At 61.6% G+C, this 23,308-nt stretch carries 18 protein-coding genes and 1 riboswitch; of the genes, 4 read left to right on the top strand and 14 right to left on the bottom strand.

Going from position 1 to position 23,308, the window contains the following annotated elements:
• Positions 1–46: 46 nt before the first annotated feature.
• The 3 genes from ACYQ00_RS05995 to ACYQ00_RS05985 all read right to left on the bottom strand — a co-directional run bounded on the left by ACYQ00_RS05995 (position 47) and on the right by ACYQ00_RS05985 (position 4,233).
• Positions 47–1,468, bottom strand: a complete 1,422-nt coding sequence (locus ACYQ00_RS05995) for a carbon starvation CstA family protein (protein ID WP_460031255.1) — start codon at positions 1,466–1,468, stop codon at positions 47–49.
• A gap of 197 nt (positions 1,469–1,665) precedes the next feature.
• Positions 1,666–3,432 (bottom strand): LytS/YhcK type 5TM receptor domain-containing protein, encoded by a 1,767-nt coding sequence (locus ACYQ00_RS05990; protein WP_460031254.1) that lies wholly within the window; start codon positions 3,430–3,432, stop codon positions 1,666–1,668.
• Between the two features lie 9 nt (positions 3,433–3,441).
• Positions 3,442–4,233, bottom strand: a complete 792-nt coding sequence (locus ACYQ00_RS05985; RefSeq protein ID WP_460031253.1) for a LytR/AlgR family response regulator transcription factor — start codon at positions 4,231–4,233, stop codon at positions 3,442–3,444.
• Between the two features lie 142 nt (positions 4,234–4,375).
• Positions 4,376–4,478: riboswitch (TPP riboswitch) on the top strand.
• A gap of 98 nt (positions 4,479–4,576) precedes the next feature.
• Here ACYQ00_RS05985 and ACYQ00_RS05980 point away from each other — a divergent pair.
• Positions 4,577–5,401: a sulfide-dependent adenosine diphosphate thiazole synthase gene (locus ACYQ00_RS05980; RefSeq protein ID WP_460031252.1), complete on the top strand. Its 825-nt coding sequence runs from the start codon at positions 4,577–4,579 to the stop codon at positions 5,399–5,401.
• A gap of 96 nt (positions 5,402–5,497) precedes the next feature.
• On the opposite strand, the gene ACYQ00_RS05975 is transcribed toward ACYQ00_RS05980, so the two are convergent.
• The 5 genes from ACYQ00_RS05975 to ACYQ00_RS05955 all read right to left on the bottom strand — a co-directional run bounded on the left by ACYQ00_RS05975 (position 5,498) and on the right by ACYQ00_RS05955 (position 13,964).
• Positions 5,498–6,352, bottom strand: coding sequence for a tetratricopeptide repeat protein (locus tag ACYQ00_RS05975; RefSeq protein ID WP_460031251.1), 855 nt, complete (start codon positions 6,350–6,352; stop codon positions 5,498–5,500).
• Between the two features lie 4 nt (positions 6,353–6,356).
• The gene (gene gyrA, locus ACYQ00_RS05970; protein ID WP_460031250.1) at positions 6,357–8,807 is read right to left on the bottom strand and encodes a DNA gyrase subunit A; all 2,451 of its coding nucleotides are present in this window, start codon (positions 8,805–8,807) and stop codon (positions 6,357–6,359) included.
• 25 nt (positions 8,808–8,832) lie between these two features.
• On the bottom strand, positions 8,833–11,316 hold the full coding sequence (gyrB, locus tag ACYQ00_RS05965; RefSeq protein ID WP_460031249.1) for a DNA topoisomerase (ATP-hydrolyzing) subunit B: 2,484 nt from the start codon (positions 11,314–11,316) through the stop codon (positions 8,833–8,835).
• Complete coding sequence (gene dnaN / locus ACYQ00_RS05960; protein ID WP_460031248.1) at positions 11,317–12,510, bottom strand: DNA polymerase III subunit beta; 1,194 nt, start codon at positions 12,508–12,510, stop codon at positions 11,317–11,319. It abuts the gene before it with no gap.
• A gap of 161 nt (positions 12,511–12,671) precedes the next feature.
• Positions 12,672–13,964, bottom strand: a complete 1,293-nt coding sequence (locus ACYQ00_RS05955; RefSeq protein WP_460031247.1) for a DnaA ATPase domain-containing protein — start codon at positions 13,962–13,964, stop codon at positions 12,672–12,674.
• A 419-nt stretch (positions 13,965–14,383) separates the two neighbouring features.
• On the opposite strand from ACYQ00_RS05955, the gene ACYQ00_RS05950 reads away from it, so the two are divergent.
• Complete coding sequence (locus ACYQ00_RS05950) at positions 14,384–15,868, top strand: M23 family metallopeptidase (RefSeq protein WP_460031246.1); 1,485 nt, start codon at positions 14,384–14,386, stop codon at positions 15,866–15,868.
• Here ACYQ00_RS05950 and ACYQ00_RS05945 read toward each other — a convergent pair.
• From ACYQ00_RS05945 to ACYQ00_RS05935, 3 genes are all read right to left on the bottom strand, one after another.
• Complete coding sequence (locus ACYQ00_RS05945) at positions 15,841–16,116, bottom strand: SemiSWEET transporter (RefSeq protein ID WP_460031245.1); 276 nt, start codon at positions 16,114–16,116, stop codon at positions 15,841–15,843. The genes ACYQ00_RS05950 and ACYQ00_RS05945 overlap by 28 nt on opposite strands.
• 21 nt (positions 16,117–16,137) lie before the next feature.
• A complete protein-coding gene (locus ACYQ00_RS05940) occupies positions 16,138–16,611 on the bottom strand; it encodes a chemotaxis protein CheW (RefSeq protein WP_460031244.1) in 474 nt (157 codons plus the stop codon).
• 75 nt (positions 16,612–16,686) lie between these two features.
• Positions 16,687–17,451, bottom strand: a complete 765-nt coding sequence (locus ACYQ00_RS05935; protein WP_460031243.1) for a hypothetical protein — start codon at positions 17,449–17,451, stop codon at positions 16,687–16,689.
• A 140-nt stretch (positions 17,452–17,591) separates the two neighbouring features.
• Between ACYQ00_RS05935 and ACYQ00_RS05930 the strand changes: the two genes are divergently transcribed.
• Complete coding sequence (locus ACYQ00_RS05930) at positions 17,592–19,184, top strand: leucyl aminopeptidase family protein (RefSeq protein WP_460031242.1); 1,593 nt, start codon at positions 17,592–17,594, stop codon at positions 19,182–19,184.
• Between the two features lie 93 nt (positions 19,185–19,277).
• Here ACYQ00_RS05930 and ACYQ00_RS05925 read toward each other — a convergent pair whose 3' ends face one another.
• Positions 19,278–21,098, bottom strand: a complete 1,821-nt coding sequence (locus tag ACYQ00_RS05925; protein ID WP_460031241.1) for a lytic transglycosylase domain-containing protein — start codon at positions 21,096–21,098, stop codon at positions 19,278–19,280.
• 259 nt (positions 21,099–21,357) lie between these two features.
• Here ACYQ00_RS05925 and ACYQ00_RS05920 point away from each other — a divergent pair, with 259 nt between their 5' ends.
• On the top strand, positions 21,358–22,224 hold the full coding sequence (locus tag ACYQ00_RS05920) for a TrmH family RNA methyltransferase (protein ID WP_460031240.1): 867 nt from the start codon (positions 21,358–21,360) through the stop codon (positions 22,222–22,224).
• On the opposite strand, the gene fliQ is transcribed toward ACYQ00_RS05920, so the two are convergent.
• Both fliQ and fliP read right to left on the bottom strand, forming a co-directional pair.
• Positions 22,212–22,481 (bottom strand): flagellar biosynthesis protein FliQ, encoded by a 270-nt coding sequence (gene fliQ, locus ACYQ00_RS05915; RefSeq protein ID WP_460031239.1) that lies wholly within the window; start codon positions 22,479–22,481, stop codon positions 22,212–22,214. The two genes, ACYQ00_RS05920 and fliQ, sit on opposite strands and share 13 nt — an antisense overlap.
• A gap of 22 nt (positions 22,482–22,503) precedes the next feature.
• On the bottom strand, positions 22,504–23,262 hold the full coding sequence (gene fliP / locus ACYQ00_RS05910) for a flagellar type III secretion system pore protein FliP (protein WP_460031335.1): 759 nt from the start codon (positions 23,260–23,262) through the stop codon (positions 22,504–22,506).
• Between the last annotated feature and the right edge of the window lie 46 nt (positions 23,263–23,308).

Below are 23,308 nucleotides of genomic sequence, written 5' to 3'. Positions count from 1 at the left end.
GGCATCTGCCGGGGTCCCTTTTTTCAGGCACGGTGTGCAGGCGGCCTTAGGTCACAGGCTGCGCCGCAAACTGCTTGCGCTGGGTCAGGAACCACACCAGCGAGCCAAGCGCCACGGCAATGCCCACCCCGGTGGAGATGTCCATGGGCAGGTTGAAGCCGATCTTGGCGTAGCACAGATAGGTGATGGTCACGCAGGTCATGAACGTGGCCGGCAGGGTGGCCAGCCAATGCCACTGGCCGCGACGGACGAGATATGCCGCGCCAGTCCAGAGCACCACCGTGGCCAGGGTCTGGTTGGCCCAGCCAAAGTAACGCCAGATGATGTCGAAGTTCACCTGGGAAAGCGCCGCGCCAATCACAAACAGCGGCACGGCCACCAGCAGGCGGTTGATCTTGTCCTTTTGGGAATAATTGAAGATATCCGCTATGGTCAGGCGGGCGGAGCGGAAGGCCGTGTCCCCGGAGGTGATGGGCAGCACGATGACGCCCAGCACGGCCAGAATGCCGCCCACGGGGCCCATGAGGGTCATGGAGACGTCGTTGACCACCTTGCCGGGGCCGCCGGCGGTGATGGCGGCGTTGAGGGCCTCGGGGGTCTGGTAGAAGCTCATGCCCAGGGTGGCCCAGATCAGGGCGATGATGCCTTCGGCAATCATGGCGCCATAGAAGATGGGCCGGCCGCAGTTCTCATCCGGCACGCAGCGGGCCATCATGGGGGACTGGGTGGCATGGAAGCCGGAGATGGCTCCGCAGGCAATGGTGATGAACATCAGCGGCCACAGAGGCAGACCAGTGGGGTGCTGGTTCACAAAGTGCGCTGAAGGATAGAACTCGTAGCCGCCCACAATCATCGCCCCGGTCAGGCCCACGGCCATGATGATCAGGATGAGCGCGAAGATGGGATAGATGCGGCCGATGATCTTGTCGATGGGCAGAATGGTGGCCAGGAAGTAGTAGCCGAAAATGATGATGACCAGGGTCAGCAGGTTGATGCCGGTCATGCTTTCCAGCAGCTTGGCTGGGCCGGTGACGAAAACCACGCCCACTAGCAGCAGCAGGATGACCGAGAAATAGCGCATGAAATGTTTGAAGCCGTTGCCCAGGTTCGAGCCCACCACGTCGGGGATGGACTTGCCATCATGGCGCACGGAGAGCATGCCGGAGAAGTAGTCGTGCACGCCGCCGGCGAAGATGGAGCCGAGCACAATCCACACCAGCGCCCAGGGGCCATACAGCGCGCCAAGGATGGGGCCGAAGACCGGCCCCAGGCCGGCAATGTTCAGCAACTGGATCATGAAGATTTTCCAGGGCTTCATCTTCACGAAGTCCACGCCGTCAGCCATGGTGCAGGCTGGCGTGTCCTTGCAGTTGTCCGCGCCGAACATGCGTTCGATCACCTTGCTGTAAACCGCGTACCCGCCCACCAGGGCCACGACGCTCAAGAAAAAGTACATCACCGATGGCATGGCTGCTCTCCTGATTCTATGCCATCCTGGCCGGCAACTGCGTGGATGGCGGTGTGTTATGATCACACCAAACCACGCGGCCAGGGTTGTCACAACCCCGCCATGCGCGAGACGTCATTTTTTGTGGATGAGCTGTCATGTCTGCTGCGTGAAATGCAGCACATGCGGCCTGGCTTGCCCTGCCCTGGCAGGAAGAATCAGGCGGCGGCCAGGCGGGGGATGCGGAACTGGATGCGTGTGCCCTGCCCTGGCGCACTCTGGATGCGCATGGCGTAAGAGGGGCCGAAGAGCTGGACCAGCCGCTGGTTGCAGTTGCGCGCGCCCACACCTTCATTCAGGGACTCGGGGCCGTCGGCCTTGAGGATGGAGCGCTGGGTTTCGGTGGACATGCCGTCGCCGTCGTCCTCCACCTGGACGTAGAGATGATCCTCGGCGTCCTTGCGGGCCATGAGACGAATGGCGCCGCCCTGCGTGCGCTGCAGGATGCCGTGGCGCACGCTGTTCTCCACCAGGGGCTGAATGAGCAACGGCGGCACGGGCCAGTCTTCCAGGTCCGGTTCAATCTCGAATTCCGCCCGGATGCGCTCGCCAAAGCGGGCCTGCTCGATCATCAGATAGCAGCGCACCTGCTCCAGCTCCTCGCGCAGGGGGATGAGCCCGCGGCTGGAGTCCAGATTGCGACGCATGTAGTTGGAGAGATCCAGGATCAGCTCCCTGGCCTGCGCCGGATTGGTCCGGCAGAAGGAGGCCACGGTATTCAGGGAGTTGAACAGAAAATGCGGGTTGATCTGGGCCTGCAGCCGCCGGACTTCCGCATGGGCCAGGAGCTGGTTCTTGACGCCGATATCCTCCAGCTCAATCTGGGTGGAAAAGAGATTGGCCAGCCCCTTGGCCACCTCGAAAAGCGTGTTGTTCAGCGGTCGCGTGCGCGCGCCGTAGAGTTTGAGGCAGCCCAGAATGCGGTCCCCCTTGAAGAGCGGGACAATGATGGCGCTGTGCAGCGTGCAACCCGGGTGATGGCAGCCGATATCATCCTGCTCGGTCAAAAACAGCGGAGTGCCGTGACGGATGGCCGAGCGGGTGGCGTCCGTCAGCACGGGCTGGCCGGCGCAGTGGTGGTCTGCGCCATCGCCCAGGTGGGCCAGCACGGTGTCCAGGTCTGTCACGGCCACGGCCGCCGCGCCGGTTTCCTGCTTGATGATGGCCGCTGTGGCTGCGGCGGATTCCGGCGTCAGCCCCCGGCGCAGATGGCCCACGGTCTGGTTGGCGATGGAAAGCAGCGTGCGGGCCTGGGCTGAGTCGCGCACGTCGCGCAGGTGCAGCTGCAGCCGCAGGGCCTGGATGATGAGCGCCGCACCCAGGGAGTTGATACAGATCATGGGAAAGCCGATGACCCGGACGAGATCCAGTGCATCGGCAAAGGGCCGGGCCAGGGCCAGCACCAGGCCCATGTGCAGGGTTTCGCCCACCATGCACAGCCCCAGTGCCGCGCGCCAGTCCATGCGCAGGGTGGGATAGCGCAGGGCGAACAGGCCGGCCCCCACGCCTTCCACCAGTGTGGCCAGGGCGCAGGGAAAGGCGCTGAACCCGCCGATATCGATCAGGTACCGATGCCCGCCGGCAATGAGCCCCACCAGCGCGCCCACCACCGGCCCGCCAAAGAGCCCCGCGGAAATGGCCCCCATGGCCCGCAGATTGGCAAACGACTGAAACACCAGGTTGCCGTTGTAGGTGCCCAGAATAGTGAACATTCCGAAGATAATCGAGAGCAGCGCCGCGGACACCAGCCGGCCGGGATTCCACCAGCCTGTCCCACTCATGCCGGGCCAGCGGCGTTCCAGCCGCGAGTGCAGTTTTTCCAACGGCGCCAGCATCACCACGGCCAGACCGCCGGCCAGCAGCAGGCCGAACCGCTGGGACAAGGTGACGAACAACTCCGGAATGTGCGGGGGCATTTCCAACATCTGCGTTCCTTACACGCCCAGGCGCAGCCTGAATTCGCGCACCCTGTTGCGGCTGACAACCAGTTCCGACCGTTCGGGATCGTCCATCACCACCTGATACTTGCCATTGAACCAGGGCGTGAACTCGGCAATGCGCTCCAGATTCAGCAGCACGGCCCGGCTGGACCGGAAAAAGGGCAAGCCGGTCAGACGTTCTTCCAGCTTGCACAGGCTCTGCGGCCCGTGGCAGGCCAGCTTGCCGGCGTCGGTCATGGCCACCAGCCGGCGTTCTTCGGCTTCAATGAAACTGACTTGCCGGGTGGGAATGAGGGCGATGCGGCCGTTCTGCACCACGGCCAGACGCTCCAGGGGTCTGGAATCCCCCATGCGCTGGCGCAGGATGTCCAGAATGCCCTGCATGCCGCCAGCTTCCTGATCCGAGGCCTGTTCCTGGCTGACCCCCAGCCGCTGGCGGACCCGGTCCAGGCAGCGGGCCAGACGCTCCGGCGCCACAGGTTTAAGCAGATAATCCACGGCGTTGTGCTCAAAGGCGCGGATGGCGTGCTGGTCAAAGGCCGTCACAAACACAAAAAGCGGTGGCCGCGGCAGGGCCGAGGCCACGGCCAGCACGTGAAAGCCGTCATCGCCGGGCATCATGATGTCCTGGAAGACCACATCCGGGGTGATTTCCTCGATGCGCGTCAGGGCCTCTTCGGCCGAGGCCGCCTCCCTGGCCATCACGTCCGGATGCGCAGACAGCAGATAAGCCAGCTCGTCTCTGGCCGGCCGTTCGTCATCCACTATCAAGGCTGTCAACATCACGGTGCCCCCGCTGGCCGTTCATGCCGCGTTTTCCCGATCGATAAGACCTCTGCCCTTCGCTGTAAAGTCTGGCTTTGATCTGTTTTGAACGGATGCTTTTCCCGGCCCTTGCGTTGTTTTGTCAAACAGGCTACCAGTCTTTCATATCCGATTGGGGTGCCCGCCATCATCGTGGCGGGCTGAGATCATACCCATGGAACCTGACGCGGTTCGGACCGCCGGAGGGAATTCGGAAGCTGCCATGGCCCTGCAGCGGCGCGCCAGTGCATCCCGCACCCCGCCCCCACCAGACCTGGCAGGCATGAACACTCCGGGGCGCCGTGTCGCAACCCTGGAGAGTATCATGTCTACTGACGTTGCGTCCACGCTTCCCACCCTGCTTCCGTTTGACGAAATCGCCACCACCCGGGTCATCGCCCGGGCCTATTTCGACAAGTTCCTGTCGGCCACACAGTGCGATGTGGCCATTGTCGGCGGCGGGCCATCCGGCCTGACCGCAGCCTGGAAACTGGCCGAGGCCGGCCTGAACGTCTCGCTCTTCGAGCGCAAGCTCTCCCTGGGCGGTGGGGTCTGGGGCGGCGGCATGACCTGGAACATGCTGGTGGTGCAAGAGGAAAGCCGTCATGTGCTGGACGAGGCCGGCGTGCCCCTGACCGAGGCCGAACCCGGCTGCTTTGTGGCTGACGCCGTGAGTGTGGCTTCCACCCTGGCCTCCAAGGCCTGCCTGGCCGGGGCCAAGATCTTCAACTGCATGAGCGTGGAAGACGTGATGCTGCGCGGCGAAGGCCCCAAGGCCCGCGTGACCGGGCTGGTCATCAATTCCTCGCCCGTGGAAATTGCCGGCCTGCACGTGGATCCTGTGACCATCGGCTGCAAGGCTGTCATCGAAGCCACAGGGCACGACATGGAAGTGCTGCGGACCCTGGTGCGCAAGAACGATGTACAGCTGGATACCGAGTCCGGTGGCGTGATGGGGGAAAAGTCCATGTGGGCCGGCCGGGCAGAGATCGACACCGTGCTGAACACGCGGGAAGTCTTCCCCGGCATGTGGGTGGCCGGCATGGCCGCCAATGCCACCCACGGCTCCTACCGCATGGGCCCCATCTTCGGCGGCATGCTGCTTTCCGGCGAAAAGGTGGCCCGGGAGCTGATTGCCAGGCTGCGGTAAGGCAAGAGCATTGATTGTGTAAGGCCAGTTGTGCGGGAACCGCCCGGGAAACAGGCGCTGATGCCTGTTTCCCGGGCGGACGTTGGGCGGACGTTGTTATTGCACGGGCGGGGCTTTTTTTGACTGTTCGATCTTTTCCAGCCGGTTCCTGACCACCACGGGATTGGGGTACCACTCCTGGATGGCCTTAAGCAGGACCATGGCCTTGTCCGGGTTGTTCTGGGTGCGGTAGATGTCCGCCAGCACATAGCCGACGGTGGCGTTGAGTTCCTTGTCGATGCCTGGCTCCAGAATCAACCCTTCCAGCAGGTCACGGGCCTCGTCAATGCGCAGCTGCATGAGTCTGGTACGGGCCTGCTCGTAGATACAGGTATGCCGCTGCAGCCGTACGTCCTTGTTTCCGGCCTCTGTTTGCGGCGGCACCAGGGCCAGACATTTGCTCAAGGCCTGCAGCGCCTGCTCATATCCCCGGCGTTCCTGTTCCAGATGCGCAATATGCAGATAGGCCATGGTGGCATTCTGCGAATCCTGCCCTTCCAGATCCAGGAAGGCATTCCACGCGCCCAGGGAATTCTCCAGGTCCGCAGCAGTTTCATAGGCAGTGGCCAGCTGAAACAGGATGGTGGGCATCCGCTCCGGCGTATCCGAATACTCCACGGCCATTTCCTTGAGCAATTCCGCGGCCTGGGTGCTGTTGTTGTTTACGGAAAGCCAGATGTAGACCCGGCGGTTCCAGGCTTCCCAGCTGAATTCCCCATCCGGCGCCAGGTGCAGATAACGTTCGTACTGCTGTTCTGCACCTGAATAGTCGCCCTTGATATAATGAATCCGGGCATTCACCAGATGGAAGATGGCCTGGGTGCGTTCCTTGTTCTCCTTGCCGCAGGCTGTGGCAAGGGTCAGAACGGCCAGAAAGGCCAGGGCTGCAAAGCGCATGGACCACGCACGCATTGCGTTACACCTGGCAGGCGTCGTTAAGGGATTCGCGGACCAGATCAAAGGCCGCCACGCTGTCCTTCTCGTCCATGCGCACGATGCGCACGCCCTGGGTGGCTCGGCCCACGAGGCTGATTTCCCGCACCGAGGTGCGGATGGCCTTGTTGGCTGTGGTCAGCAGGATGAGCTCATCGCTTTCCGTCACTGGCATGGCGCCGATGACGTCGCCGGTTTTGGAGGTGACCTTCATGTTGATGACGCCCTTGCCCCCGCGGGACTGCAGGCGGTAGTGCTCAATGAGGGTCCGCTTGCCATAGCCGTTGCTGGAGATGGAGAGAATCTCCTGCACGCCATTGCCGGACTTGAGGATAACGCCGGCCACCACGTTGTCCGCGCTGGCCAGGGTCACGCCTTTCACGCCGGCGCTGGCCCGGCCCATGAGGCGGACTTCGTTGACCGGGAAGCGGATGGCTAGGCCTTTCTGGGTGGTCAGCACGCATTCGTCGGCGTCGCCAACTTCACGAACCATGATCAGCTCGTCATCATCGCGCAGGTTAAGGGCGATGATCCCGGCCCGGCGGACGTTGGAGTACAGCACGGCCTCCGAACGCTTGACCACGCCCTTGCGGGTGACGAAGAGCAGGGAGCGGTGTTCGGCGAACTCGCGCATGGTCAGGGCCGTGGCGATCCACTCTTCGCGCTCCAGGGGCAGCAGGTTGGCGATGTGCATGCCCTTGGCCGTGCGGCTGCCTTCGGGAATCTGATGCACCTTGACGGAGTACATGCGTCCCTTGTTGGAAAAGAGCAGCAACGTCTGGTGGTTGGAGGTGGCGCAGAAGGTGTGGATAAAGTCGCCGTCACTGGTCTGCACTGCGGCCACGCCCTTGCCGCCCCGGCCCTGGACCCGGTAGTTGTCCAGGGTGGTACGCTTGATATAACCCCGGCGGGAAAGCGTCAGGATGACTTCATCGTCCGGGATCAGATCCTCGATGACAAAGTCGCTCAGGTCATCAGGCAGGATCTCGCTCTTGCGCTCCGTGGCATAGAGTGATCTGACTTCCGTGATTTCATCGCGGATGACGCCCTTGAGCACTTCGCTGCTTTCCAGAATGCTCTTCAGGTAGGCGATGCGCTCCTGGAGTTCCCTGTATTCAGCCTCGATCTTTTCCACTTCCAGGCCGGTCAGGCGCTGCAGCTGCATGGCCAGGATGGCCTGGGCCTGCACTTCGGAGAGGATGAAGCGGTCGATGAGCCGGCTTTTGGCCTCGGCCGGGCTGCCGCTGGTTTTGATGAGTTCGACGATTTCGTCAATGTTGGCGATGGCGATACGCAGGCCTTCCAGGATATGGGCCCGCTCTTCGGCCTTGCGCAGTTCGTACCGGGTGCGGCGGATAACCACCTCGCGCCGGTGGGAGAGGAAGTGTTGCAGTACTTCCTTCAGATTCAGCAGCCTGGGGCGGTTGTCCACCACGGCCAGCATGTTCACGCCAAAGCTGGATTCCAGGGGCGTGTATTTGAAGAGCGCGTTGATGATGATCTCGGCCATGGCGCCTTTTTTGAGATCAAGCACCACGCGGATGCCCTTGCGGTTGGACTCGTCGCGCAGGTCGCTGACACCTTCAATTTTCTTGTCATTGACCAGCGAGGCGATTTTTTCCACCAGCGAGGTTTTGTTCACGGCAAAGGGCAGCTCGGTAATTACCAAGGATTCAAAGCCCTTTTTGCGTTCTTCCTGGCTGATGACCCCGCGCACGCGCACTGAGCCGCGGCCGGTGGCGTAAGCGTCATAGAGGCCCTGGCCGGCGAAGACCTGACCGGCGGTGGGGAAGTCCGGCCCTTTGATGAACTGCATGAGCTCCACAATGCTGCATTCGGGATTGTCCAGAAGATGCAGCACGCCGTCGCACAACTCGCCCAGGTTGTGGGGCGGGATGTTGGTGGCCATGCCCACGGCAATGCCCGAGGAGCCGTTCAGGAGCAGATTAGGCACCTTGGCCGGCAGCACCACGGGCTCTTTTTCGGAATCGTCGTAGTTGGGGCGGAAGTCGACGGTTTCCTTGTCCAGGTCGGCCAGCATTTCGCCAGCCAGCTTGGCCATGCGCACTTCGGTGTACCGCTGGGCCGCCGGGGCGTCGCCGTCGATGGAACCGAAGTTCCCCTGCCCGTCCACCAGGACGTCGCGCATGGAGAAGGGCTGGGCCATGCGCACCAGGGCGTCGTAGATGGCCGCGTCGCCATGGGGGTGGTATTTACCCATGACATCGCCAACCACACGCGCGGATTTCAGATGCGGGCGGTTCCAGGTGTTGGAAAGCTCGTGCATGCCGAACAGGATGCGACGATGCACGGGTTTGAGGCCGTCGCGCACATCCGGGATGGCCCGGCCGATAATGACGCTTAGCGAGTATTCAAGATAGGATTTCTTGATCTCTTGCTCAATACTGATGGGCTGAATGCCGAATTCACTCACGGGAAAGCCTTGTATTGCCTAGAGTTTAGATGTCCAGTTCCGTCACCAGCAGGGCATTGCGTTCGATGAACTGCCGGCGCGGCTCGACCTTTTCGCCCATGAGGTCGGAAAAGATCTCGTCCGCAGACTCGGCATCCTCCACGCTCACCTGCAAGAGGGTGCGGTTTTCCGGATTCATGGTGGTGGCCCAGAGTTCCTCGGCGTTCATTTCGCCCAGGCCCTTGAAGCGCTTGATGCCCAGGCCCTTGCGGGCTTCCTGGAACACTTCGGCCAGCAGAAGGAACATGTTCTCCACAGGCCGGGCCTGTTCGGCATCCTGATCGCGCCGGCGCAGGGTGAACTGCGTGCCGCCGGTGCGGGTCCGCAGGTCCCAGTAGGTCTCGTGGGCGGCGCGGTACATGCGTGTGCCGAAGAATTCCAGGCCGATGCGCGTGGCGTGGCCATTCTGGTCCGTCACCTGGAGATAATGCCGGGTTTCCACGTCGTCGGTTTCATCGATGAGCCGCAGGGCAAATCCCAGGGCCGCCAGGTGCGCATGCAGGGGGTGTTGGGTGATGTTCTCCTGGCTCTCCTCATCCTGCTGGAGATCCTGGAATGAGGCAGCCAGAATGCGCTCCTGAAAGCCCAACAGGGCCATGAACAGGGGCAGGTGGATGGCCATACCCTCGGCTTCGTCGGCCTTTTGCTTGATGACACGAATCTGCTGGAGCAGGTCGATGGAGCTGGCCCCGGCGAACTCCACGCCGTTCTCGCCGGCAATGACCAGTTCCGTGGCCAGACGGTCCATCAAGTAGGCCTGCATTCCTTCGTCATCCTTGATGTATTTTTCCGTTTTGCCTTTTTTGATCAGATAAAGTGGTGGCTGGGCGATGTACAGATACCCTTTTTCGATGAGCTCGGCGTACTGGCGGAAGAAGAAGGTCAGGAGCAGCGTGCGGATGTGCGCGCCGTCCACGTCGGCGTCGGTCATGATGATGATCTTGTGGTAGCGCAGCTTGGCGAGGTCCATGTCCTCATCGCCAATGCCCGCGCCCAGGGCCTGGATCAGGGTGCGGATTTCCTTGTTGGCCAGCATGCGGTCAAAGCGGGTGCGCTCCACGTTGAGCACTTTGCCGCGCAGGGGCAGGATGGCCTGGAACTTGGGATCGCGCCCGCCCTTGGCCGAGCCGCCGGCGGAGTCGCCTTCCACGATATACAGTTCGCTTTCGCTAGGGTCCTTGGCCTGGCAATCCCAGAGCTTGCCGGGCAGGGAGTTATCCGAAAGCGCACCCTTACGGCGAACGAGATCGCGGGCCTGCCGGGCGGCCTCGCGGGCCCGGGCCGAATCGACCACCTTTTCCACAATGAGCTTGGCGTCCTTGGGGTTTTCCTCAAAGAACACGCTCAGGCGGTCGTAGACCAGGGAGGCGACCAGACCGGCCACCTCGCTGTTGCCCAGCTTGGTCTTGGTCTGCCCTTCGAACTGCGGATGTGGCACCTTGACGCTGACCACGGCGGTGAGGCCTTCCTTGACGTCGTCCCCGCTGATGGTCTGCTTGAGTTTTTTGGAGATGTCGGAGTTTTTGATGTAGGTGTTGATGGCCCGGGTCAGCGCCGTCTTGAACCCCACCAAATGCGTGCCGCCTTCCTTGGTGCGGATATTGTTGGCAAAGGTGAGCACGTTTTCCTTGTACCCGGCATTGTATTGCAGGGCGAATTCCACAGTGATGTGCTCGGCCTCGCCCTCGCCATGAATCAGGGCGTGCACGCCCATGTCCCCGGCGTTCAGATCCTTGACAAACTGCTTGACCCCGCCGTCAAAGCGGAAGGTGGCCTTTTCGCCGCTGCGTTCGTCCGCCAGCTCGATCTGCAGGCCACGGTTCAGGTAGGCCAGTTCCTCGAAGCGCTTTTTGAGCGTTTCGAAGTTGAATTCCATCACCTCGAAGATTTCTTCATCGGGCTTGAACTTGACCGTGGTGCCACGCTTGGGAGTGTCGCCCTCGCAGGTCAGTTCGGTCACAGGGCGGCCGCGTTCGTAGCGCTGATGATGGCGCTTGCCGTCGCGGCGGACCCAGACTTCCAGGTACTCCGACAGCGCGTTGACCACGCTCACGCCCACGCCGTGCAGGCCGCCGGACACCTTGTAAGCATCGTTGTCGAACTTGCCGCCGGCGTGCAGCACGGTCATGACCACTTCCACCGCCGGCCGCTTTTCCTTGGGATGGATATCCACAGGAATTCCGCGGCCATTGTCCGAGACGGTGATGGAGTTGTCCACATGCACCTTGACGCCGATGGTGGTGCACCAGCCGGCCATGGCTTCGTCCACGGCGTTGTCCACCACTTCCCAGACCAGGTGATGCAGGCCCCGCACGTCGGTGGAGCCGATGTACATGGCCGGGCGTTTGCGGACGGCCGAGAGGCCTTCCAGCACAGTAATGGAATCTGCGGTGTAGCCTTTCTGGCCCGTGGGGTTGCCACCAGGCTGGGCCAGGGGCTCGCTGTTTCCGAGAGTGCGCGAATCCGTCATTTAACGAACCTCTTCCTCGCTGTAGTACGTCTCTTCCACGATTTTCATGGGCATGATGATCACCGTGTACTCGGGATCCTCAACGCCGATCACGCCACAGGGGCCTTCGGCGCCGGTAAGGGTGAAGGTCAGCTCCTTGGAGGTGAAGTGCGAGAGAATCTCCAGGAGCCCCTTGGTGGGGAACGCAATTTTCTTGAGCGCGCCCTCGTATTCCACTTCCAGCGTTTCCGTGGCCGAGCCGATTTCCTGGCCCTGGGCGGTGAGCATGAGCTCGCGTTCACCGGTAAAGTGGAAGAAGGCGCAGCGGTTGGTTTCGGTATTGAAGATGGAGAGGCGGTCCAGACATTCGGCTAGATCCTGGCGGTTTACCTTGAGTCTGGAGGTATTCTCCCCGGCGAGCCGGGAGAGGAAATTGTAATAATCCGGGTACTGATAGCTGGCGATGGGCATGCTGAAGGTTTCGGAGCCATCGCCGGACTGGCAGAAGAGGCGACGGTCTTCGATGGCCAGCTCAAAGGCGTCGGCCGCCAGCCATTTGCGCAGTTCCTGGACGTATTTGCGGTGCAGGAGCAGGCCCTCATCCGGGATGAGGGAGAAGATGTCGTCGTTGCGGAAGCGGACCATGGCGAACTGATGGCCGTTCAGCCCGCAGATCTCCACCACCTGTTCCGGTTCTTCTTCCGGAGTCTGGGCAGGCTTGGGCGGGGCCTTTTTGAGACACAGGCAGGCGATGGCTTCCATGGTGTCTTCATCGCTGATGCAGAAGGCCACGCGGTCCAGGAGCTCCTGGAGGAAGTCCCCGGCCCAGGGAACGGAACCATCAGCCGGGTATGGGGTGTAGTTCTGGAACCACTGGGCATCGTTGGTGGGCAGTTTGTACTTGCGGGAGCCCTGTTCGATGGAGAGGGTTTTGCCTTCGCCATCCAGGCTCAGCTGCAAGGGACCGGCGGGGAGTTTGCGCACGAGGTCCACAAAGGCCTTGCCCTGCACGCCGGCCAGGCCGGGAGCAAGGACTTCGGCCGTATAACTGCCGGTGAACTCAAGGCTGGTATCGGTGGCGTAGATGGTCACCGTGGCGTCTTCAGCCTTGATCCAGATGGTGCGCAGATAGGCTGCGCCGGTTTTGGAAGGGATGATCCCGGCGGCTTTCTGCAGGCCATCAATGATGTCGTCCTTGAAGCATTTAATTCTCATCTAGATCTCCCTGATGGTATTTGTATGGCCTGAAGCTTTGTCACCAATCGCCATAACAGGCGTGATTTATTCAGTAAAATACGAACACGCCAAGTGTGTCGTCAGGAACAAAGGCACACGGGCAATGTTCGTGTCCGCCCGACGGTGCCTGAAGGAACCGGTTACGAACATTTTTTCTTCAACTGAGCGACAAGCGCTCGGATGTCTTTGTTATCCTTCTGGAGTTTGGCCACCTTGCGCACAGCGTACATGGCGGTGGAGTGGTCCTTGCCCCCGAAGAGACGGCCCAGGCCGGGATACGACACGCCGGTGAGCTCCCGGCACAGGAACATGGCCACCTGCCTGGCGAAGACCACGTTTTGCTGCCGGCGGTCGCTCACCAGATCCTGCATGGTCAGCCCGAAGTGTTCGGCCACGCGGGCCTGGATCTCCTCGGCGGAGAGCCTGCCCTCGGGCCGGTTTTCGGTATACTCGAGAATGCGCGCAAAGTCCTCATCCTGAATGTCCCTGTGCACAAGCTCCTTGAAGGCAAAGAGCTTGAGCATGATGCCCTGCAGGTAGCGAAAGCTCTCGAAACGCTGGGCCAGGGTGAGCATCTGCTCCTTGCTCAGGCGTATTTTTTTGGCATCGCACATGCGCTGGATGTAGCGGGCGCGGATGTCCACATCCTGTCGGGCCAGCAGCACCACCAGACCCCATTCCATGCGCGATTTGAGGGAAGGCAGCAGGTAGTCGCAGGCGGTGATTTTTTCCGGCGAGCAGAAGACCATCTGGCGGCGGGTTTCGTGGAAGCTGTCGAAAATCTGGATCAGCTCTTCCTGCAGGGTAAAATCCTCGCGCAGGCGGTGGAAATCGTCCACAAACAGGAACTGATACTGCTGCATGGCCTGCCGGGGAAGGGCGGCCCCCTCCCGGCGTATCTTGGTTACCAGCCCGGCAAAGTCTTCCATGGAGCCGAAAAAAATCCGCTGCTTTTCGCAGGTCTTGCTGACCTCGTTGGCCATGGCCCGCATCAGGTGCGTTTTGCCCGAGCCGGACTCGCCGCAAATGCAGAACGGGTTGTAGGTTGCGTCCTGGCTTTTGGCCACGGACTTGGCCGACGCCACGGGGAAGTAATTCTTCTTGTTGCTGATGAAGGTTTCAAAGGTGAACTCGCGCCCAAAGGGGAAGTCCATCTTGGTGGCCGCAGGGCTGGCAGCCGGCCCGGGCTGGCTGCCGTTGGAGTGGCCGATTTCATAGGTGATGGTGTAGCCGGGTTCCAGAAACTGGGAGACGGCCTCCTCAAAACGGTCCTGCACCGTGCCACGGAACCAGTCTGCAAAAAAGCTGTGCGGAAAGGTCACCACCAGGCGTTTCTCGTCCTCGTCCGCCATGAGGCGCAATGGGTCAAACCATTGCCGCAACTCATGTTCGGGGCAGCGCTGGGACAGGTGCTGACGCAGGGAACTCTTCACTACAGTCCGACCAGGTTTGGATGGGTTGCAGACACGAATCGCACGGGGCAAGGCCAGGCGCCCTGGCCGGCGCGGCCAGCGAAGCAAGGCAGTCATATACCAGATTGAAAAACTGGTGCCAAGAGAACAACACGCTGGAATTATTACGTTAAAAAATTCATTTATCCACAGATTCCACAGGGTCTCCACACTCTAAAAAAAATGTAAAATGGATCTGCGAATCTGGACAAATGCGATTCGTTTTCATAGTCATATGGGGAGCCGCCGTGGGGCGTCCTGCCGGCGCCGTCCTGGAATTCAAATCCAATCGCAGCAGGAGGACACCATTGCTGAGACGTTCGCCGCACCTGGGAATTGTACGCAAGCCGCGCCCGCGCAACAGGCGGCTGGGCAGTTCCAGGCACGATGCATCCAGGCCCATGCGGGGGAAGAAACGTCTTGGATTGGTGGCCTGTCTGGCCTTTGTCCTGTTTTACGGTGTGCCGTTGCCCACCATTTCTATGTTTTCGCTGTTTGAGGATCCCATTCACGAGCCGTTTGCGGAAGGCGAGGTGGTCACCCTGCCTGAACCCGAGCCGCCGCACGGTGCGCATTTGTCTCTGAATGATCCTCAGGCCCTGCAATTTGGGGAAACGGACGAACCGGCCGGAGGCGCTGCCTGCCCTGCGCCGCCCCAGGGGCATGAAATCGAGCAGCAACTGGGCGAAAACACCACGGCCAGGCTGGCGCATTCGGCGCAGTCCCCGGCCGATCCCAACGCCCCATGCATCATTGAAGACATGGTCAACGCCGGGGATACCCTCTCCAGCCTGTTGGATCCATATATCGTTCCTGGAGAATTGGAAAAATTCACCAGTGCCTGCAAGGGGCAGTTCAATGTCGCTTCCCTGCGTGTGGGCAAGACGTATCGCATCACCACTGTGGCTGGCTCGTTGCAGCAGTTTGTGTATGAAGAGGATGACAAGGGCCTGCTCATTGTGGAGCGCAAGGGGGATGAGTTCGTCGCCGGCCATGTTCCCCTTGTGTATGACGTCAAGACAGAGGCTCTGGTCGGGGAAATCCGGTCCAGCCTGTTTGGCGCTGTGGAACGCATGGGAGAAAAGCCTGAGATTGCCGTGCGGCTGGCGGAAATATTCTCCTGCGATGTGGACTTCCTGCGGGACATCCGCGAGGGCGACAGCTTCCGCGTGCTCATCAAAAAACGATTTCTGGACAGTGCCCTGGTGGGTTACAGCGATGTGCTGGCCGCCCAGTTTGTCAACAGTGGCAAGTCATTCTATGGCTTTCTCTTTCACGATGAGACTGGAAAGGCCGAATATTACGACGCCGAGGGCAATTCCCTCAAAAAGTCCTTTTTGAAGGCGCCGCTGGCGTTTACCCGCGTCACCTCCGGCTTTTCCATGGCCCGCAAACATCCCGTGCTGGGCATTGTCCGGCCGCATCCGGCTGTGGATTATGGCGCACCCAAGGGCACGCCGGTCATGGCCGTGGCCGATGGCGTGGTGGATTTCAACGGCTGGGGCAACGGCGCGGGCAACTACATCAAGCTCAAGCACCAATCCGGCTACGAAAGCATGTACCTGCACCTTTCCCGCTTTGCCAACGGGCTGAAAAAGGGGGCCCGGGTGCGACAGGGCGAGGTGATCGGCTATGTGGGCGCCACGGGTATTGCCACCGGGCCACACCTGGACTTCCGCATGAAGAAGGACGGCAACTGGATCAACCCCACCAATCTGGTGAACATCAAGGGTGGGTCACTGCCGGCCAAGTATATGAAAGAATTTAAGAAGGTTGTTGCCGCACACCTGGATATGCTCAAGGACGCCATGAGCGCCCAGGCCCCGGCTGGCGTCGCCACTTCGCAGCAGGCCGCCGGTTACTCCGTGGCTTCAGCGCGGCCGTAGCGAATTTTCATCCAGAGAATGGATCCCTGCAGCAGCAGCGCCGCGCCATTGGCAACGATGATGGGCCAAGCCTCAAGCAGGAGCCCGTAGCACAGCCAGAGACTCACCCCACTCACCAGACAGACATAACTGGCCAGGGAAATATCCCGCACGGATTTGCTGCGCCACGTCTTGAGCGCCTGGGGCAGAAAGGCCGTGGTGGTCAGCAGGCCGGCCAGCGCGCCCACGAGTTCGAAAAATAAGACCATTTTGGTGTGAAAAAGCGCCTGCTATTGCAGGGCGGCAATTTCGTCGATGGAGAAAATCTTATCCGCATCCAGGATCATGATGAATTTTTCATCATGCCGGCCCATGCCCTGGATGAATTCCGCCTTGATGCTGGAACCCATGCGCGGTGGCGGCGCGATTTGTTCGTCATTGAGTTCAAAGACTTCCTCCACCGAATCAGCCAGTGCGCCGATGGTGGTCAGCTCGCCTTCCAGATTCACTTCCACAATGATGATGCTGGTGGTGATGGTGGGCACCGTGGCCTTGCGGCCGAACTTCAGGTTCAGGTCCAGGACCGGCACGGCGCTGCCGCGCACGTTGATGATGCCGCGCATGTATTCGGACGTGCGCGGAATGCGGGTGATGGTGGTGTATTCCAGCACCTCGCGCACGGAAGAGATGGTCAGGGCAAAGAGTTCCCCTTCCAGCACAAACGTCAGATATTGCCGCGTCTCAAGGCTGGCATCCACTGCCATGGCGTGACCCCCGGTTTTCCCGGAACATAGACCCAAAGCGGCGGGGCCGCAAGCGGATGCCTGCAAGGCAGCGTATCAAATGCGCAGATCCAGACCGGTGGTCCCAAAGCTGCCGGCGGGTTGGCCACCAAGGGCCATCAGATCATACTGCAAGAGGCCCTGCTGCAGTTCCAGCTGGGAGGGATCGGCAGCTGCGGCCTGTTCGTCCGCTTTTTCCAGGGTGCTATTCAGATCATCCTGCAGGGCATCCAGCAAGGACGCCATGGGAGATACGGCTGCGTCGGCCGCATCGCCCTCCGCTGCAGGCATGAAGTCGGCAAGGACAATGCCCGAAGGCGCGCTGCTGCCATCTGCAGCCATGGAGGAAGAGGCGAAGAAGCGCTCCTGCAGCCCATTGTCGAAATAGGCGTTCAGGGCGTCGTTGAGATCGCCGTTGAACTGGCGCATCACGTTGTCGCCGGCGGCAAAACCATAGGTGCCGTCCACCAGCCGCACGGCGTCAAGCAGGCCCTTGCTGATATCCTCTTCCGAGATCTGGCCTGCATCATCCAGCCGCTTGGCGACCATGGCCATGGCGGCCTGGGCTGTTGCATCGCCGAATTCGTTGCGCAGATAATCCATGGAGCCGCCCAGGGCATCGGCCAGGGAGGAAGCCAGGCCTTCGTCCTTGCTCAGTCCGCTTTGCAGCTGGAGCACTACGGCCTGGCCAAAGGTATTGCCCAGCTCTGCCGAACTGCTGTTGGAAGGAGTCTTGATGGACAGCGACCCAAAGGTGGAGCCTGTAGAATACCCGGCAATGGCGAAGGCGGACGTGCCGCCAGCGATGGCGTTCAGTTCCATGGTCGTGCACCTCTTGTGGAATACCATCGGCAGCCGGCCGGCAAACTTGAGGGAATGACGCAGGAGTGGGAAAGATATTGTCTTCGCCCTGCGGCCGCGGTAAGGCTCAAGGCTCGGACAGTCTGTCGAAAGGAGAACGCATGGATATTTCCTTTGCCCCGATTCAACCCCGCCACGCCGGTGACGTGCATGTGGTGTTTGTACTGCAACAGGATGCCAAACGCCGCGACCCGGAACGGCTGTGCGGCGGTCCGGCGCTCATCCCGCTATTGCCCTGGCTCTGGGAGCATCCGGCCTGGGACGACATCAGCGGCGAGGCTCTTGGCGTGTCCCTGTTGTATGGACCGACGGAGCCCGGCGCCGCCAGCGCGGAACGGGTGGTGGTGGTCGGTCTGGGGGAAGCCTCCGCACTGAGCAAGGAAAGCCTGACCCCCTGGAACGGGCTTGTGTTATGGCGCAAGGCCATTGGTGCGGCAGCAGCCCGATGCCGGGAGCTGAAGGCCGAAACCATGCTTCTGCCCATGGCCTGCCTGGAGGCCCTGGCCGGAATGCTGGATGCGGATGTGCCTGTGCTGGTGGAAGAGGCCGTGGCTGGAGCGCTGGGCGGATTGTATGAATACTCCGCGCTCAAGACCAAGCCGGCCCCCAGGCATCCCGCCCCGGACATCAAGCTGGTGGTGGATGATCCGCAACCCGGACCGGGCAGCCCGCTGCAAAAGGCCCTGGCCCGAGGCCTGGCCGGTGGCGCCGGGGTGTATCTGGCCCGTGATCTGGTGAACACACCGGCCAACCTGGCCACGCCGGCTTATCTGGAAGACATAGCCCGCAGCATCGCCACGCAATACGGCTATGCCCTGGAAGTCTACACCGCCGGCGAGGTGCTGGAGATGGGCATGGGCGCCTTTGCTGCCGTGTTTCAGGCTAATCCGGACCATGCCCGGCTGCTGGTGCTGGACACCCACGGCCTGCGCAAGAGCGAGGCCGCAGCCAACCCGCCGCTGGTGCTGGTGGGCAAGGGCGTGACCTTTGACACAGGCGGCATCTCCCTCAAGCCGGCCCTGGGCATGGAGCTGATGAAGAGCGATATGGCCGGCGCAGCGGCCATCCTGGGCTGTCTCAAGGCCATGGGCGAGCTCAAAGCCACCCAGCGTGTGGTGGCCATTCTGCCGGCCACGGACAACATGCCCGGCCCACTGGCCGTGCGTCCGGGAGATGTGGTCAAAACCCTGGCCGGCAAGACGGTGGAGATCATCAATACCGATGCCGAAGGCCGCCTCCTGCTCTGCGATGCCCTGGCCTATGCCGGACGCTATCAGCCCCAGGCAATCATCGACCTGGCCACCCTCACCGGCGCGGCCGTGGTGGCCCTGGGCGATCATGTGGCAGCCATTTACGGCAATCATCCGCTCCTGGCCGCGGCCCTGCAGCGCATGGCCATGCCCGTGGGCGATCTGCTGTGGCCCATGCCCCTGTGGGATCTGTATTTCGAGGAACTCAAGAGCGAGGTGGCGGACATGAAGAATGCCGGCACGCGCATGGGCGGCTCCGCCATTGCGGCGCTCTTTCTCAAGCAGTTTGCCCCGGAGGGGGTGCCCTGGGTACATCTGGACATTGCCGGGCCGGCCTTCAAGAGCAAGGGCGCACCAGACAGCCCGGCCGGCGCCACGGGCTTTGCCACCCGGACCCTGCTGCATCTGGTCCTGGATTGGAAGCAGCTTCGGATTGGAGACTGAGCGAGGGGGTGAATCCTTGTAATAAAACAGGATTCCCCCCTCAAGCTCCCCTTCCCCAAACGGTATGATCGTGTTGGCCGCAGCCCTGCTGCCTCAGTTCGACGCCACGTAGACGGCGAGTTTGTCGCCGGGCTTGAGGGCCGAGTCCTTGTTCATGTTGTTCCAGGTCAGCAGATCAAATGGCGAGACCTGGAACTTGCGGGCAATGGACCAGATCGTGTCACCCTGGGCGACCTTGTAGATGGTCTTTTTGCCATTGGGTTTGGCGTCGGCAGCGGCCTTGGCCGGCTTGGCGGGGGCGTTATCCGCAGGCTTGCTCTGGGCCACCTGCTTTTCGGCGGCCGGGGCATTGCCTGGCAGATTCAGGGTCATGCCCGCGCGCAGGGCGCCGGGTTCGCTCAGCCCGTTGGCCTTGAGCAGGGCGTCCATGGGCACGTTGAATTTTTTGGTCAGCGAGAAGAGGGTGTCCCCGGTCTGGACGACATATGATGTTGCGGGTGCACTTGCGGGCGATTTCGCCGTCGGCCCAGACTGTCCAGACGGGCCAGACGGGGGCTGCGATTGGGCGAGCTGTTTGGCTGGCGCAGCGGGTTCCCTGGCGTCCCGAGAGGAGGGCAGGGCAATCAGTTCGCCCTTTTTGAGATCCTTGGAACGCTGTTTGTTGATCTTCATCAGCTGGTCCAGCGGCACGTTGTATTTGGCGGCAATTTTGGGGAAGGTGTCACCCTTTTCCACAACATGCCAGGAAGACTTGCCCTGGGACTTGCCGATGCCGCTGCTGCCCTGGGCCTCGGCCAGCGCGGCGGCCTTGGCCTTGGAGGTGGCCATTACCGGGCGCTGCAGATAGGCCTGCAGCCGGCCTTCCAGGCCCTGGGGCAGGTAGATGTGGCACTCCTGACCCGGCGGGCTGATGGGGATGCGATAATGTGGGTTGTGGCTGCGGAAGGTCTCCCAGTCCATGCCCACGTTGTCAGCCAGGGCTTTCAGATCCAGATTCGGCGGAATGGTGTGCCGTTGCGGCTCCGCACCCACCTGCTCCACCACGGGCTGATACCCCAGGGCCTGCAGGTTGTTGGCAATCTTGAGCATGGCGATGAAGCGGGGCACATACTGCAGCGTCTCGGGTTTGAGCTGCATGTCCGGTGGCAGGGAGTCGTTGCGGAGGGCCAGCTGGAAAAAGTTGGTGGCGCCCGTGGCCGCGCAGGCGCGACCGATCTTGCCCTCGCCGGCGTTGTAGGCCGCCAGGGCCAGGGACCAATCCTTGAACTGCTCATGCAGTTTTTTCAGGTAATTGGCCGCGGCAAAGGTGGCCTTCCAGGGGTTGCGGCGTTCGTCTATGTACGTGGTGCAGGCCAGTCCGTGGCGCTTGCCGGTCTCGGGCATGAACTGCCAGACTCCCATGGCCCCGGCTGGGGAGCAGGCAATGGGGTTGTAGCCGCTTTCGATGTAGGGCAGATAGGCCAAATCCTCGGGCAGCCCCTGGGCGCGGAACACGCGCTTGGCATAGCCGATGTAGCGCTCGGAGCGCTGCAGCCAGACGCTCACGTTGGCTTTGTTTTTATAGTGCAGATGCACGAATTCGCGCTTGATGGCCTCGCGGGCAAAGTCGTTCAGTTCCCAGCGCAGGGAGAGCGGCGTGTTCAGCGCGGTTTTTTCCTGGTCCGACAGTTCCACCCCATCCACGTTAATGGGGCCGGATTCGGTGATGACGGCGTCGAGGTTGTCCAGATATTCGACGCTCAAGGGGCTCATGGCTGGCGGCTGGGGCTGGGTGCCGGCGCAGGCGCTCAGCAGGGCCAGACAGGCGATGCAGGCGATGCGGAACGCCAGGGATGGTGCGCAACGGTGTCGGGATCGGACAAACGCCGGCCCCACCCTGAGCTTTTCCTTGCCTTGGCACGGTGAATGATGCATGTGGCTCGCTCCCTGCGGTGTCCAGATAACACTCCGAGGCCGTATGCTGCCACTGCGGTGCAGCTGCTGCGCCGTCTGGCCCGGAGGGAAGTTGATGAAACACATCCAACACCGGATCCACCCTGGAGCAGAACCACAGATGCAACACAGTAATACCGGCACACACAGAGTGTGAGGGCACTATTGTACTAGCAATATGAAAAACTATTGTAAAGAAGTTTATTCTTTAATAAAATTCTAGAGAAAACGCAAGAGATCAATGCACTTCAGCGCAAGGCGGAACCCACGCATGAACGAGAATGGCAGCTCCAACAGCCCGAGACAACCAGAGAAATTTCACGCAAAAGACCGTGCAAACGAACAGCAGCAAGACTGGCTTGTGGGCAAAAAAGCGGTCCTGGAACAGCTTGTGGCTGATGCTTCACGGGTGGAGCAGGTCCTGTTGCTGAAGGGAAGACCCAGCAAACAGTTCCGCGAGATCATGGACGCCTGCCACGCGGCCGGCGTGCGCACCCAGTGGCGCGAGGCGAACTGGTTCGAGAATCTCGGCCCGGCCGGCAAGCAGGGTGTGGCCGCCAGAGTCTCTGCTGCGGCATATCTCGATGGCGTCACCCTGCTGACGCAGGCCCTCGATGCCCCCCTGCCCGTGGTGCTGATGCTGGATCAGGTGCAGGATACGCAGAACGTGGGCACCATGGTGCGCTCGGCCTGGGCCCTGGGGGCGGGCGGCATCATCATGCCCAAGCACAATGCCGCGCACCTGGGCGCTGGCGCGGCGCGCGCCGCTGCGGGCGCGTTGCACAAGCTGCCCATTGCCAGGGTCACCAACCTGTCCCGCACCCTGGAGCAGGCCGAGGCTGCCGGCTGGCAGTGCCTGGCCCTGCGACGCCCCAAGGACGGCGCGCCGGACGATACGCCGGCCGTGAGCCTGTGGGAGCTGCCCTTGCGCTTTCCCCTCTGCTTTGTGCTGGGCGGGGAGGACAGGGGCGTGCGCCCTGGTGTGGCCAAGGCCTGCGAGGCCTCGGTGTGGATTCCCCTGCCCAGGGAGTCGGATTCGCTGAACGTGGCCCAGGCTGCGGCCATGGCCCTGGCCGCGGCCGCCATGCGCCAGACTCAGCGGATGTAGGTGGGAATGTTGACAAAGACCTCGGTGGCATAGCTGGTGATTTTTTCCAGCAACCACGGGAAGGCGATGACGAAGGCGACAAAGATGGAGACGATCTTGGGGATGAAGCTCAGGGTCTGCTCCTGAATCTGCGTGGCCGCCTGCAGCACGGACACCACCACGCCCACCACGAGGCTGACCAGCAGGATGGGCAGGGCCATTTCCAGGGTCAGTTCAATGGCGCCTCTGGCAAAGCCGATGACGAAATCGGGAGTCATGGGTGTTCTCCTGTCTGCGCGGTCAGACGTTGAGGAAGCTGTTCACCAGCGAGGAGGTCAGGAGCCCCCAGCCGTCTATCATCACGAACAGCAGCAGTTTGAAGGGCATGGAAACCATCACCGGCGGCAGCATCATCATCCCCATGGCCAGCAGAATGGAGGAGACGACCATATCCAGAATGAGGAAGGGGATATAGATGAGGAAGCCGATGATGAAGCCGGTCTTGATTTCGCTGATGATGTACGCCGCGGCGAGCATCATCGTGGGCACGGATTCCTTGTTCTGGGGCCGGTCTATCTTGGCGATGGAATAGAAGATGGAGAGATCCTGCTCGCGGGTGTGCTTGAACAGGAACTCCCTCAGGGGCTGTTCGGCCTTGGTCAGGGCATCGCGAAAGCCGATGCGTTCTTCCAGATAGGGCTGCAGGGCCTGGTCGTTGATGGCCTTGCCCGTGGGCATCATGATGATCACGGTCATGAAGATGGCCAGGCTGGTCAGCACCTGTGTGGGGGGCAGCTGTTGTGTGCCCATGGCCTGGCGCACGAACGAGAACACGATGATGATGCGCGTGAAGCTCGTCACTGTGAGTACGATGGCCGGGGCCAGTGAAAGCACGGTGAGCAGGAAGAGAATCTCCAGGGTGGTGGAGACCTTTTCCGGCTCGCTTTCCCCGCCCGAGAGCGTCATGGACAGCTCGGGAAAGGAAAAGTTGGTGGATGGCTGGGCGTGGGCTGCCGGGGCAAAGGCCAGGAGCGCGCCCAGCAGCGCTCCCAGGAGCATCAAAGCCATCACAGGCTGACCGATGGCCAGCCCCGGACCCCGGTGA

This window comes from Megalodesulfovibrio paquesii, assembly GCF_054653055.1.
Note: the sequence above shows the minus strand (reverse complement) of the source record. Positions and strands in the feature narration are given on the sequence as shown.